This window comes from Pseudoalteromonas piscicida, from assembly GCF_000238315.3.
GTDB classification, from domain to species: domain Bacteria; phylum Pseudomonadota; class Gammaproteobacteria; order Enterobacterales; family Alteromonadaceae; genus Pseudoalteromonas; species Pseudoalteromonas piscicida.
Window position 1 is genome coordinate 1029752 of record NZ_CP011925.1, and the last position, 15305, is coordinate 1045056.

Annotated in this window: 8 protein-coding genes and 1 pseudogene; all 9 read left to right on the forward strand. The window is 43.4% G+C overall.

The features are described from left to right. A complete protein-coding gene (gene malQ, locus PPIS_RS23935) occupies positions 1-1980 on the forward strand; it encodes a 4-alpha-glucanotransferase (RefSeq protein ID WP_010372989.1) in 1980 nt (659 codons plus the stop codon). Then, complete coding sequence (gene glgB / locus PPIS_RS23940) at positions 1981-4221, forward strand: 1,4-alpha-glucan branching protein GlgB (protein WP_010372987.1); 2241 nt, start codon at positions 1981-1983, stop codon at positions 4219-4221. Further along, on the forward strand, positions 4215-6266 hold the full coding sequence (gene glgX, locus PPIS_RS23945; RefSeq protein ID WP_010372986.1) for a glycogen debranching protein GlgX: 2052 nt from the start codon (positions 4215-4217) through the stop codon (positions 6264-6266). The genes glgB and glgX overlap by 7 nt, the downstream gene beginning before the upstream one ends. Then, a pseudogene (locus PPIS_RS23950) lies at positions 6259-8743 on the forward strand (glycogen/starch/alpha-glucan phosphorylase). Before glgX ends, PPIS_RS23950 begins: the two are co-directional and overlap by 8 nt. 32 nt (positions 8744-8775) lie before the next feature. Further along, entirely contained in the window at positions 8776-10050 is a 1275-nt protein-coding gene (gene glgC, locus PPIS_RS23955; RefSeq protein ID WP_010372983.1) for a glucose-1-phosphate adenylyltransferase, read from the forward strand. Between the two features lie 16 nt (positions 10051-10066). After that, positions 10067-11602, forward strand: a complete 1536-nt coding sequence (locus tag PPIS_RS23960) for a glycogen synthase (protein WP_010372980.1) — start codon at positions 10067-10069, stop codon at positions 11600-11602. A gap of 258 nt (positions 11603-11860) precedes the next feature. Then, positions 11861-13078, forward strand: coding sequence for an EAL and HDOD domain-containing protein (locus tag PPIS_RS23965; protein WP_010372977.1), 1218 nt, complete (start codon positions 11861-11863; stop codon positions 13076-13078). Continuing rightward, positions 13078-14175, forward strand: coding sequence for a DUF418 domain-containing protein (locus PPIS_RS23970; protein ID WP_248694138.1), 1098 nt, complete (start codon positions 13078-13080; stop codon positions 14173-14175). The genes PPIS_RS23965 and PPIS_RS23970 overlap by 1 nt, the downstream gene beginning before the upstream one ends. After that, positions 14168-15241: an ABC transporter substrate-binding protein gene (locus PPIS_RS23975; protein ID WP_010372970.1), complete on the forward strand. Its 1074-nt coding sequence runs from the start codon at positions 14168-14170 to the stop codon at positions 15239-15241. Before PPIS_RS23970 ends, PPIS_RS23975 begins: the two co-directional genes overlap by 8 nt. Positions 15242-15305: the final 64 nt, after the last annotated feature.

Here is a 15305-nt window from a genome sequence, read left to right on the forward strand (position 1 = left end):
ATGGACAACATTGCTCAGCTTCTTTATCTCTATGGTATTGGTTATGAGTACCATAAATACACGGGTGATCATGTGGTATTTGATCACCAAACTCGTCTACAGGCATTGCAGGAGTGCGGTGTTGATGTCAGCAATCTAGATGAAATAAATACACTCAATTTTGAGCTGGATATTGCTAAGTGGTTAACGCCAGTTGAAGCCATTTCTTTGGTTTGCAAAGAGACGCCAACTATTACGATAAGAGTGGATGCTTGCCTGCAAATTAACGAATTAACTGTGTCGATCCCCGCATTGGGTTATTGCTGTGTTTGCGATCCAAACAAGCAAGTCGCGGTTGGGGATTACCGTTATCAAGATACACGTTATGTTCAACTTGAAGTGCCAATAAACGCGATTGAAGTCGGTTATCATAGCGCTGAGGTAATGTTAAATGGTGCGCGGTTTGAGACAGAACTTTGGGTGACGCCTAAACAGTGTTATGACCCAATTGAACAACATAAAAAGCTCCTTGGATTGTCTATTCAGCTATATTCGTTAAAGCCTGCTGGCAGCAAGCTAAGTGCGGATTTTTATGAGCTAAAGCAATTAGTTGAGGCTAGCGCAGCTGAAGGGGTTGACTATATTTTGTTAAACCCACTGCATTTGTTGTTTGTTGATGAACCAGAAAAAGCAAGTCCGTACAGCCCAAATGACCGCCGCCTACTGCACCCTTTTTACATTTCTATAGAGCTTTTGTGTGAACAATTTGGCTTAGATGTGAGTGTGTTCGCCGGCTATTTAGACGTCTCAAAGAGTGACTTGAACGCGACATATCTTGATATGACTCACTGTATGGAAAGTAAGCTTAGTGCGTTACGTTTTGCGTGGCAGTTATTGTGTCAACAAACTGGAGCGTGGCGTGCAGACTTTGCTCGATTTTGCCAGGCTAAGCAGCAAGAGCTTAAGGCATTTGAGGACGATGACTTTGCTAAATTTTTACAATGGCTTGCGTTTGAACAATTAACGCAATGCCAATCTTCGGCACTGAATGCCGGTATGGCCGTAGGCTTAATCAATGACTTAGCCGTTGGTTGTGCTGACGGCTCAAGCGAATACAACAGCAATAAAAATTTGTATGCCGAATATGCTCGCGTGGGCGCGCCTCCAGACCCTTGGGCAGAGCTCGGTCAAAACTGGGGGTTACCAGCGTTAAACCCCGTTAAGTTAAAAGCGCAGCGCTTTGCATTTTTTAAACAGCTGATCCAAGCGAACATCACCGGTGTTGGGGCATTAAGAATTGACCATGTGATGGGCCTAAGAAGGTTGTGGTGGTGCTTTTATCAAGATCAGCAGCAAACAGGTTGCTACGTATATTATCCATTTGAGTACCTTTTAGCGATCCTCAAAATTGAGTCCGTCAAACATCAAGTGATGATCATTGGTGAAGACTTAGGGGTTGTTCCAATCGAAATCAAAGAAGCAATGTATGAGTCTCATATATACAGCAATATTCTTTTTTACTTCGAGAAGGATTATCACGGTCAGTTTTTAGCACCCTCGCATTATAAGCACAATGCGTTACTCATGGTAGCTAACCATGACGTCCCGCCATTTTTTGGCTGGTGGAGCCATGATGACCTTAGGTTGAAACGTGAATATCAGTTATTGAGCGAACCCCAACTAACAAAAGCGGATGAAGAGCGAACATCTGAGCGAGAAAAGCTTTGTCATTGGCTTGGACGCTATGGTGAGGTGAATGTCAGCCTTGCGAGCGAAGCCCGTGATGTGTATCAGGCGCTGATCAATGTACTCGCCAAGTCGCCTGCAAAAATGCTGACAATTCAGTTTGATGACCTCGACGAACAGAAGTTACCAGTGAATATTCCTGGTACTGACCAAGAGTATCCAAACTGGAGAAGGCGACTTAATCAGACATCAGCGGAAATTATTGCAAGTTCTCGGCCGCTGATCCGAGATGCGGTAACCAGCAGGAAAGAATAGATGAATACAAGAGCAAAAATAGAAGACGCCCAAGTAGATGACTACATCAGTCAATTAGCCGCTTTGGAAGCCGGTAAGTGTCGCGACCCATTTGCCTTTTTAGGGCTACACCAGCTAGATGCCAAGCGCTCAGTCGTGCGCTGTTTTATTCCAGGTGCGACAGAAGTTAAGGTGCTTACCAGCGATAGCAGCTACGCTCTTGAACGGTTTCGCAAAAGTGCGCTATTCACATTAGATTTTAAAGCGGATGACATCAGTAAAGATTACCTTCTTGAAGTGCACTACCCAGAGCAAACCGTTACTGGGAGAGATGTATATAGTTTTGATAGTTGCTTGGCTGATGATGCCTTGTACTTATTTAATGAAGGGACACAAGCCCAAGCTTATTTGCATCTAGGTGCACATCAAGTAGAGATAGAGGGAGTAATTGGGTTTCGATTTGGTGTTTGGGCGCCAAATGCGTTGTCCGTTTCTGTGATAGGTGAGTTTAATCATTGGCAGGCCGTGCAGCATCCAATGCGATTACATCCAGCCAGTGGTGTATGGGAGCTTTTTATTCCGGCACTGGAGGTTGACTGCTGCTATAAATTTGCAATCACCACATTTGAGGGGGAGCGCATAGAAAAGGCTGACCCTTTTGCATTTAAAATGGAACAAGCACCGGGTACGGCGAGTATAACTCAGGCTCGACCTGCGGCTTTCACATTGAGCCAAGCTGATCATGATAAAAAGGCGCTGCGTAATAAAATCAATGCACCCATTAGTATTTATGAAGTGCATTTGGGCTCTTGGAAGCGCCGAGAGAAAGACGGTAATCGCTATCTTACGTATCGAGAGTTAGCGGATGACCTTATCCCTTATGTAAAGGCACTAGGATTTACCCATTTGCAACTGATGCCTATCAGTGAATATCCTTTTGATGGCTCCTGGGGTTATCAACCAGTGGGGTTATTCTCGCCAACCAGTCGCTTTGGTGGCGTGGAGGATTTTGCTTACTTCGTTGAGTGCTGTCATCGTGAAGAGCTCGGATTACTTATCGACTGGGTACCGGGACATTTCCCATCAGATCCCCATGGTTTACATAAATTTGATGGTACGCATTTATTTGAACATGCTGATAAGCGGCAAGGATTTCACCCAGATTGGAATACCTATATTTTTAACTACGACCGCGCTGAAGTAAAAAGCTTTTTGCTGTCGAATGCGATGTATTGGATAAAAGAATACGCCATCGATGGTTTACGAGTTGATGCCGTGGCATCGATGCTTTACTTGGATTACAGCCGAAAACATGGGGAATGGGTGCCAAATCAATACGGCGGCCGTGAAAACCTAGGTGCAATTGAGTGCCTCAAATCAGTCAATACCAAATGCTATGGCGTTGATGAAGGTATTATGATGGTCGCTGAAGAATCCACAGCTTGGCCCGGTGTTACTCGCAGTGTTGAACACGATGGTTTGGGTTTTGGTTATAAGTGGAATATGGGGTGGATGAATGACACGCTAAACTATATGTCCAAAGACCCAATTCATCGCAAGTACCATCACCATGAAATGACCTTTTCGATGGTGTATGCCTATTCTGAAAATTACATCTTGCCATTAAGTCACGATGAAGTGGTGCATGGCAAAGGTGCGCTACTGAGCAAAATGCCAGGAGACGATTGGCAGCAATTCGCTAATTTACGTGCCTACTATGGCTTTATGTTTGCCCACCCAGGTAAAAAGTTGCTGTTCATGGGCGCTGAACTTGCCCCCCGAGAGGAGTGGGATCATAACCAACAACTTAACTGGAAGTTGCTTGAAAGTGAAGCGCACCAAGGCGTGTATAAGTGTGTCAAAGCGCTCAATACGACCTATAAATCAACGCCGCAATTATTCGAGTGTGATAACAAATCAACAGGATTTAATTGGATTGATGGAGGGAATGCAGAGCAAAGCATATTTAGTTTTGTACGCTACGGACGAGATGGTGTCACACCGCTGGTGGTGATCGCAAACTTTACGCCACAAACTCATTTTCAATTCCGCTTAGGCGTGCCGTCAGCGGGCGTGTATCAAGTTATCTTAAACACGGATGACAAAGCGTTTTGGGGGAGCGGCGTTGGAGTCGTTGCACATAAACAACAACTCATTGAATCGAAAAACATAGCAAGCCATGGCCTTGAGCAAAGTATCGATATAACTGTTCCGCCTCTGGCAACCGTGTATTTGCAGCTGATATCTGGTGGCACATGCTAACCAGTTATCGCGGCGATCATCAAGTCTTGGGTGCAACGGCCAGTGATAAAGGTGTTAACTTCTGTGTTTATGCACCGAAAGCGAAACGCGTAACCCTGTGTCTGTTCGACAAAAGCGGCCATAGCGAAGTGAATCGGATAGGGATGTTTCGGCATGAGGGCGGAAATTGGTCATTGTTTATCGAGGGAGCACAAGTCGGAGACTTATATGGCTATCGGGTAGACGGGGAATATAGCGCGGAAAAAGGGCTGCTTTTCAATGCCAATAAGTTACTCTTAGACCCATATTGCCGCGACTTTTTTGGTGAGTTTACTTGGAGTGAACGGCATTTTTGCCATTTGCCAGTAGGCCATTTAAACCCATCTGATAACGCCTGTGATATGCCAAAGAGTAAAGTAACGGCAATTGATAAGTATCAAGGGAAGCGACCCAAGACGCCGTGGAGTAAAACGGTGATCTATGAATGTCATGTTAAAGGGGCAACTGTTAGGCATCCAGATATTCCAACTAAACACCAAGGAAAATACTTAGGGATTGCAGAACAAACTTTTATCGATCACCTCAAGCATATTGGTGTTACTGCGATTGAGCTGCTACCTGTGCATGCGTTTATCAATGAGCAGTTTCTGACGACCAAAGGACTAAAAAATTATTGGGGGTATAACAGCCTCAACTTTTTTACGCCACACAAAAGTTATCTCGTTAACGACGACATCAACGAATTTAAGGTAATGGTAGAGCGGCTCCATCAAGCCGGTATTGAGGTTATTTTGGATGTGGTGTTTAACCATACTGCGGAAGGTGGTTTGGATGGCCCGACAATAAGCTTTAAAGGGTTTGATAACCTGACTTATTACAGCACCTTGCCGAGTAAGCCCAATGTCTACATTAATGACACTGGCTGCGGAAACACGATAAATATCTCGAATCCAGTGGTATTAAGACTTGTATTGGACAGCTTGCGCTATTGGGTGGAATACATGGGGGTGGACGGTTTTCGCTTTGATTTGGCGACGATCCTTGCTCGTCAAGCCTCGGGATTTTCAAATCAACATGCGTTTTTGCAAGCGATCCATCAAGACCCTGTGCTTAGCAAAGTAAAGCTGATTGCCGAGCCTTGGGATATTGGTCCTGGTGGGTATCAACTTGGACAATTTCCTTCTCCTTGGCGTGAGTGGAATGATAAATATCGAGATACCGTTAGGCGCTTCTGGCGTGGCGATGAGGGAGTATTGCCAGAGCTTGCGATGCGTATTCATGGCTCCAGTGACCTGTTTGAACATAACTTACGGGGTCCTTTGAACTCCATAAATTTTCTTACCAGTCATGACGGCTTCTCATTATTTGATTGGACGGCTTACGAGCATAAACATAATGAAGCAAACGGTGAGGCAAATAGAGACGGCCACAGTGAAAACTTTTCATTTAATTGTGGGGTAGAAGGGTTCAGTGCCGATCCCCAAATCAATGAATTGCGCCTCAGTATGCAGAAAAATGCATTACTCACTTTGTTTTTATCCAAAGGGATCCCGATGATTTGTGCGGGCACCGAAATGGCACATACGCAAAGTGGCAACAATAATGCTTACTGCCAAGACAACTGCACGAGCTGGCTGGCATGGAAAAACCACCAGCAACACCACACGTTAACTTTTTTTATCCAAGATTTACTTGCGCTTCGTAAGCAATTTGCCGCTTTTTCTCACTCATTTTATGTCCATGACAGTGATAGTCGTTTTGCGGTGAATTGGTTTAATGAACAAGCAAAGCCGTTATCGCCTGAACAGTGGCGAGAGCCAAGCCGTAAATGGTTGAGTTACACCATCACCGATCAGCAGCTCGGGCAAAGCCTGCTAATAATATTGAACGCCAGTGAGAGTACATTGCAAATAAAGTTGCCGTTTAGTGCATTTTCATCTCATTGGCAGCAAGCAATTACCACCGCGGTTGAACCGCAAAAACCAGAGTTAGATTCATATTTACAGGTTCCAGCTAAGTCAGCATGGATATTTACATCAATCAAAGGGGATGAAAAGCATGGCTAATAAAAGTGCGCCAGTATGCGTCGTAAAACATTGGCAAGATGCACCAAAGATAGATGAAAACACCTTGAGTGATGATTTGACTCGTCACTTTTACTACACCTTAGGTCGGGACAAAGTAGGAGAGTCGCGACTGTATTTGTACCATGCATTAGCCTTGACTATTCGTGACCGATTAGTCGCCCGTTGCCGGGCAACCAAAGAGCACATTAAGAGTAAAAAGACGCGTAAAGCAGCTTACCTCTCGTTGGAATTTTTAATGGGTAGAGCGCTGTCTAATGCGGTGTTAAATCTAGACTTAGAAGAACAAGTTCAAGCGGCATTACAAGAATACTGTACTGAGCTTGAAGAGGTCGCGCAGGCTGAACATGATGCAGGTCTTGGTAATGGTGGTTTAGGCCGTCTTGCAGCTTGTTTTTTGGATAGCTGTGCTTCATTAGCCCTTCCTGTTGTTGGTTACGGTTTGCGTTATGAATTTGGGATGTTTAACCAAACCTGTGAACAGGGTCACCAAGTAGAACAGCCAGATAACTGGCTCCGTGAAGGTCATCCATGGGAACTTGCCGCACCAGAACAAGCTCGAAGAGTTAAGTTTTTTGGTCATGTTGAAGTGCATACCGACAAAAATGGTAGGCAGCATCGTGAGTGGCTTGATACGCAAGATATTCTCGCGGTGCCTTACGACGTTCCTGTTCCTGGATATCGTAATGAGGTGGTAAACACATTAAGACTATGGAAATTCAGAGGCAACTGATGAGTTTGACCTCAACGAATTTAACGCCGGTAGTTACTCAGAAGCGGTAGCGAAAAAGAATCTCGCTGAGCAGATAACGATGGTGCTGTACCCCAATGATGCCAGTGAAAATGGCAAAGAGCTGAGACTAAGGCAGCAGTACTTTTTATCCAGCGCGAGCTTGCAAGATGTGATCGCAACGTGGGTTGAGCAATATGGCGATGATTTCGGTGATTTTGCGGATTATCATGTATTCCAACTCAATGATACCCACCCCAGTATTGCCGTAGCAGAGTTAATGCGAATTTTATTAGATGATTACGAGCTGGAATGGGATGCCGCATGGAAGATAACGACATCAACCATGGCATACACCAATCATACTTTATTGCCTGAAGCATTAGAGCGCTGGTCTGTGAGCTTATTTGAGCGCTTGTTACCAAGGCTGCTAGAAATTATCTATGAGATCAATGCCCGCTTTTTGTCGGAAGTTGCACTGAAATGGCCCGGTGATATCGAAAAACAGCGTGCGCTGTCACTCATTGAGGAGTCCAGTCATCCTCAAATTCGCATGGCGTATCTTGCGATCGTAGGCAGTTATTCTGTCAATGGTGTTGCTGCACTGCATACCGAGCTATTAAAAGCTGGTTTGTTTAACGATTTCTATCAACTTTGCCCAGAGAAGTTTAATAATAAAACCAACGGGGTGACGCCAAGACGCTGGTTATCGCACTGTAATCCAGAACTGGCGCAATTGATCAGCGATAAAATTGGCGACGGGTGGCAAGCTGATTTTTCTAAAATTAGTGAACTACGTCGTTTTTACGATAACCACGCCTTCCAAAAGCAGTGGCTAACAGTCAAACAAAACAACAAACAACGTCTGGCTGAGCTAATTGCCCATGAATGTCAGGTGGAGTTTGACCCAACTATGATGTTTGATGTTCAAGTCAAGCGTATTCATGAATACAAGCGCCAGCTACTTAACGTATTGCACGTTATCCATCTTTACGATCGGATCTGTCGTGGTGATGTGGCAGAGCTTGTTCCTCGTTGCGTACTGTTTGGAGGTAAGGCTGCACCTGGTTATTACATGGCGAAGAAGATCATTAAATTAATCAATAATGTTGCTAATGTTATCAACAATGACCCCGCGGCGAGGCCCTATCTTCGAGTGGCTTTCATGCCCAATTACAATGTATCAAAAATGGAAGTGATTTGCCCTGCAACAGACTTATCAGAGCAAATTTCAACCGCAGGAAAAGAAGCGTCTGGCACTGGCAACATGAAGTTTATGATGAATGGCGCAATCACCATAGGCACCTTAGATGGTGCAAATATCGAAATACGAGAATGTGTTGGTGCAGACAACTTTTACTTATTTGGTGTAACTGCTGAACAAGCACAGCAAGTGCGCCAAAATTATCAGCCCCTTAAGATAATAGAAAGCAACAATGACCTAAAACGCGTTATGGCTTTGCTCGAAAGTGGGCACTTTAACCTATTTGAGCCTAATATCTTTGATGACGTAATCAACTCAATTAAGAGTAGTACCGATCCTTGGTTAGTGGCACAAGATTTTCCTTCCTATGTTGAGAGCCAGGAGCATGCGGCCCAAGCATACAAAGACAAGGAACATTGGCTGCGTATGAGTATTCTCAATACCGCAGCAAGTGGAAAATTTTCTAGCGATAGAACAATTCAAGATTACAGCGATGATATTTGGCGCTTGAGCCCAATGCAGTAGTCACCGCAAAAAAGTTATGGAGAGAAGAAATAATGCCTAATTATGCGAATCGTTATATTAGTACCCTCACTCGAGAAACATATGCTTTAATACTTGCGGGTGGAAGAGGTTCGCGCCTTCACGAGCTCACCAATTGGCGAGCGAAACCTGCTGTTTATTTTGGCGGCAAACATCGAATTATCGATTTTCCACTGTCTAACTGCATTAACTCAGGGATCCGTCGGGTTGGCATTGCCACGCAGTATAAGTCGCACTCCCTTATTCGCCATGTTAATCGCGCATGGGGACACTTTAAAAAGGAGCTGGGAGAATCTGTAGAGATATTGCCAGCATCACAGCGATATGGTGATGAGTGGTACTGCGGCACAGCAGATGCAGTTTTCCAGAATATGGATATTATTCGTCATGAGCTTCCCAAATACGTTATGATCTTATCGGGTGACCATGTCTACAGAATGGATTACGGTGGCTTACTTGCAAAGCACGTTGAGACAGGTGCAGATATGACCGTATGTTGTATTGAAGTGCCCTGTGAAGAGGCGGCAAAAACGTTTGGTGTCATGACTGTAGATGAAAGCAACCGGGTGCGTCGTTTTGATGAAAAGCCGGTAGATCCGACGTCAATCCCTGGAAAGCCAGGTGTATGTTTGGCTTCTATGGGTAACTATGTGTTTAACACTGAGTTTTTATTCGAGCAGTTAAAAAAGGATGCGGAACGAGAAGGGTCGGGTCGTGACTTTGGTCATGATATTATCCCATCCATCATAGAAGAGCATAATGTGTATGCGTATCCATTTTGCGACCCATCACATGAAGGGCAGCCATATTGGCGAGATGTAGGGACGCTAGATTCATTCTGGGAAGCGAATATGGAGTTGGTTTCTCCTGAACCACAACTTGATCTCTATGATCCTCATTGGCCAATTTGGACTTATCAGGAACAGTTACCACCAGCTAAATTTATATTTGATGATGATGATAGACGCGGTATGGCCGTAGACTCAACGGTTTCTGGTGGCTGTATTATTTCTGGCTCTAAGGTTAAGCGTTCATTGCTGTTTTCCAATGTGCATGTTCACTCGTATTGTGAAATTGAAGGAGCCGTTGTGTTGCCGGGTGCCAAAATCGGGCGTAACTGCAAAATCAAAAACGCAATCATTGACCGCAGTTGTCAAATACCAGAGGGGATGACCATTGGTTACGATACTGACTTAGACAAAGAGAATGGCTTTAGAGTGTCGAATAAGGGGATCGTATTGGTGACCCGAGATATGCTCGCAGAGCTTGCGGAAAAAAATAATAAATGATCCATGTAGAGGTACTATGCATGTAATTTTAGTGGCAGCCGAAAACGATCGGTTGCCAAATTGTAAGGTGGGGGGCGTCGCAGATGTAATACGCGACGTGCCTTACGCATTGGCGCAGCTTGGCATTAAAGTATCGGTGGTCACACCTGATTATGGCCAAGCTGCTTTAAATCGAAACTTAGTCGCTGATATTGCCGTCCCTTTTCGTCAACATTTAGAAACGGCGACGCTTTGGTCTGTTGAAGAAAGTGACAATGTCACTCAATATGTCATTTCACACTCATTGTTTAGTGAGCATCACGGCGCTATTTACTGTAATGATCCCCACCAGCCTTTTGCGACAGATGCAAATCGATTTGCGTTTTTTAGTGCGGCAGTTGCTGAACTTATTGAACATGAGTTGGTAGCGGAGATAGATGTTGTACACCTACATGACTGGCATGCAGCTGTTGTTGCTGTACTTCGTCAGTTTAGTCCTAGATTCAAACGCTTAAAGACGCTAAAGACGGTTTATACTGTGCATAACCTTGCGCTTCAAGGGATCCGGCCTTTTAATCATGACTTTTCCAGCCTTGAGTCTTGGTTTCCTACACTCACCTATGATGGACTCAGTATTTGCGATCCTAAATATCCTCACTGCTTTAATCCAATGCGAGCGGCTATTAATCTGTCAGACAAAGTGCATGTTGTTTCTCCTAATTACGCCAAAGAAGTGATGATCCCAAGCCACCCTGAGCTTGGTTTTTTTGGTGGCGAAGGGTTAGAAAGCGACATGCAGCATGCGTCTCATGAAGGACGGTTAGCAGGTATTTTAAACGGTTGTGTGTATGATGAGTCAGGTGACGAAGAGAATCTAACTTTTGCTGACTATTTGGCGCTTGCTGAGCAGCATGTGTTTCAATGGATGGCGAAATCTAGCCAAGTATTATCTCGGTTTTACATTGCCCACCAACGCATACTCGCTTGGCGTGACGAAGCCTTTCGCGGCAAGCTAATTACAAGTGTCGGTCGTCTCACCGATCAAAAAGCACTTATTTTAAGACAGCCTACCCAATCAGGCATTGTGCTCGATGACATCGCAAAAATAGCCAAGCACCAAGGAGCACGTATTGTGATTGTTGGCTCTGGTGATCCAAGTCTTGAGCAGCTATTTACCGAAGTAATGGCACGCCATAACAATGTCTTGTTTTTAAATGGTTATGGTAAAGCACTCGGCGAACAACTGTACCCGTTAGGTGATTTGTTTTTAATGCCAAGCTCCTTTGAGCCTTGTGGTATCAGCCAAATGCTTGCGATGCGCGCTGGACAACCTTGTATCGTGCATAAAGTGGGTGGACTATCTGATACAGTAAAACACAATGAAACCGGCTATTGCTTTGAAGGAGAAACACTCGCTGAGCAAGGTAGTCAGCTTATTGCGATTTTTGAATTAGCGCTTGCTGATCTGATGAACGATAGCGAAAAATATCAACAACTCAGGCTGCAAGCTCGTATGCAGCGCTTTGACTGGTCCGATGTTGCACAAAAATACTGCGAACAATTATATAGATAGCGAAAATGTAGATAAAAAAATTTTCTCATCTGTGTTAAGTATTTAGCAATTGGCTCAGTTGCTAAACAAAAAACTAGGTCAAAGGTATCAAAAGATAGCTTTGGCCTTTCTTTTTTATCATTTTGCATTATCTTTTAAGCTATTATTTTGATTCTTAATAGCTTAGGTTGATTTTCTTTATCATCATAAAGGGTTAAAATCTAAAAATTGCTAAACCAAAAGTGCGATTGTTCACTTTAGGTACGAAGGAGTTTTTGTTTGAAGGTTTTTGTGGCCCGCCAAGCCATATTTAATCGTAAAAAACAAGTTGTTGCATACGAATTGTTGTTTCGCGATGGTGTAAAAAATAGCTTTCCAAATATTGCAGATGATGCAGCGACAGCCAAGCTGATAATGAATAATCAACTTAACCTCGGCATGCGATATCTCACTTCGGGAAAGAAAGCGCTAATTAATATTGGTCCAGACTCGTTACGTCAGGAGCTGTGTGAGTTTCTCCCAGCAAACGATGTGATTTTGGAACTATTGGAGACTATTCCGCCAACAAAACAAAATTATGAGCGGATAAGAGGCTTATTTCACAGCAACTTTAGACTCGCGTTGGACGATTTTGAGTACTCAAAAGAATGGGAACCTTTCTTAAAGCTCGTAAGGCTGATCAAGTTCGACGTCATGGAACATCCGCTGGACACCATAGTGCCAGTGATTGATATGATCAAAGAGCGAAAGAACATCAAACTACTTGCGGAAAAAGTCGAAACCGAAGAAGAATTCGAGCAAGCTAAAAAGATGGGATTTCAGTTCTTTCAGGGCTATTTCTTTGCAAAACCAAAGATGATTGAGCAAAAAGACATTACTATCAATTATGTGATTGTCATGCTTATTTATGAAGAAGCACTTAAACCGAATATGAGTATTACACGATTAGCCGAGTTGTTTGCTCAAGACACTGCGCTTGCGTACAAACTGCTACGGCTAATTAATTCCGGCGTATTTCCAATCAAAAGTCGTATCGAATCTTTAAAGCAAGCCTTGGTATATTTAGGGAACGAGCGTGTAAAAAAGTTTGTAAACTTAATTATGACAGCCCACGTAGCCGAGGGAAAGCCAACAGAATTAACACGTCTTTCTATTGTTCGTTCTCGGTTTTGTGAGCTTATCGCGCAGCAAATTTCGCCAGGACTTGCCAATATGAGTTTTATGACAGGGTTATTTTCTCTGCTTGATGCCATTCTTGACAGGCCAATGGAGCAGGTTGTAAACAAGCTACCTTTTCCTGAGCAGCTTCATGATGCTTTGATAGGTAAACCCAACACGCTATATTATATTTTAAATATCGTTAGAGCCTATGAGTCTGGAAGCTGGTGGACTCTGCAGGATGCGTGCAGTTATCTAAACTACAAAGACGAAAACCTTCCTGATTTTCATGCTGCTGCGATAAACTGGGCTGATATGTATAAAAACCGTGTGTATTGATGAATAGAATTATTGCGATGGATGCGATCCGCGGGTTCGCGCTGCTTGGCTTGCTTTCCATGAATATGGTACATATGGCCAATTTTGAGTTGGGCTATGTACCAGCCCAAACAGCCCACTATCTTGATCCGTTCTTCGCAATGGTTAATAGTATTTTCTTTGATGGTCGATTCAGAACCTTATTTGCAATGTTATTTGGAGCGGCATTATGCATTCAGGTAGCAAAGAAGGATGATCAGAGCCTTGCAAGACATCGACTAACATGGCTAATGGTCTTTGGCGTGTTACACGGCGTGTTGATTTGGCCTGGAGATATTTTATTTAATTATGCGTTGAGTGGATTTGTCGCGCTGCGGTTTATTAATGCAAGTGACAAAAAGTTAAGTCGCTATGCAATAGGGTTCATTTTAGCCCCTTCTATTGTTATTAGCCTATTGCTGTTAATTGATCCAGAACCACAAATAAATAGAACTTCAGAAGTCTACCTTGAGTTTTTGCAGCAAATTCCAGCAAACTACCTAGAACTGCTCACCCTTAATGGCCTTTACTTTATCATTATCAGTTTACTTATCCCGGTTATTACTTTGTGGTATACCGCTGGGTTAATGCTACTCGGTATGCGTTTATATCGAAGTGGAATGTTTGATTTAGAGCGTACTGAACCTGTTCATAAAATTAACTTGTTTGCCGTGATAGCCATTATTTTATCATTTGTTGGTTTTGTTCTTGAACGTAAGCTAGGCGTCGAGTTTTTTGAAGGAATAGATTGGATCCTTGCAGTACCTGTTGCGTTGTTTTATGTCGTCGTAATTAAGGCGGCAATGCGAGGTGCAAAACATCACCTTTGGAGTCTCCAATGTGTTGGGCGTCTAGCGCTTTCGTTTTATCTTCTCCAGTCAATTGTGTTTGTAAGCTATTTTTACTTTATAAACCCGAGCGCTATCAGCACTTGGGAGCGGGTGGATTATTTCACGGCATTTGCAATTGCGTCTATAATTCAATTAGCCCTTGCGGTGGTATATTGTAAGCTGTTTAAGCAAGGTCCATTTGAGAAGTTATTGAAGGTACTAGTGCTACGAAGAGCCCGCTATGATTAAAAAAGTACTAATTGGGTTAGTGCTATGGATGGTGTGTTTTAGTGTTGATGCTAAACAGTCTTTAAATGTCTTGTTTGTTAATCCTTCTGTGCCTGGTGAACCATTTTGGCAGCGCGTTCAAGGCATTACAGAAGCGGCTGCGGATCAATTCGATATTAGACTAGATGTGATTTATGGAGAAGGAAACCGAATTATACAGCTCGCTGAGCTTAAAAAATATTTGAGTTATCGTGCTACTCCCGATTACGTCATCCTCATTAATTATCCCGGTGGTGCCGAAGAAAGCCTAAAGCTTTTAGAAAAATATGGGATCAATCATATTACTTTAGAAGAAACGATTTCTGGCCCTGAAAGGCTCGCAATAGGTAATCCAAAAGAACACTATAAGTATTGGCTTGGGGAAGTGCATCATGATAATGACCAAGCTGGTTATGATCTGGCAAAGAAACTATACCAACAGGCTAAAACTAACGGTCATGAGACAATTTACCCTATTGCTATCAATGGTCACTATGGCACAGAGTCAGATATTAGAAGCAACGGTGCAAAGCGCTTTTTTGATGAAGTTGGCGTGGTGGTTCAGCAAACCGTTTATGCCGGGTGGTCAAAAGAACAAGCCTTTGATAAGACTAAGAAATTGTTGCACCGCTATCCAGAAACAAACCTGATTTGGTGTGCGTCAGATTTGATGGCGATGGGAGCTATCACCGCAGCTGCATCAAGCACTTCACAAATAGTGTTTGGTGGGTTTGATTGGTTGTCGGATACTTTTGACCTTATTGAACATAATGAGATGCAAGCATCCGTTGGCGGGCACTTTATGATGGGAGCTTGGGCGTTGATTTCGGTGTACGATCATTATTATGGGCATCCCTTTTGGAAAGACAACACAGAGCTTGCGTTTGACTTAAGTGTGATCACCAAGGAAAATCTAGCGGACTATTACTGGATAAAGTCAGCGAAAAACTGGCAATCTATTGATTACAAGGCAATGAGCCTTAGAGGAAAACCTAAAGAGCAGTATCATTTTTCTCCTGAGCTATTAAGAAAAAGTTTGCAAAAGTAGAAATGCAGTAGTGTAAAGCGGTTGAAGCGATTACAATACGGGTTTTTACTCAAAGTGGTTGTAT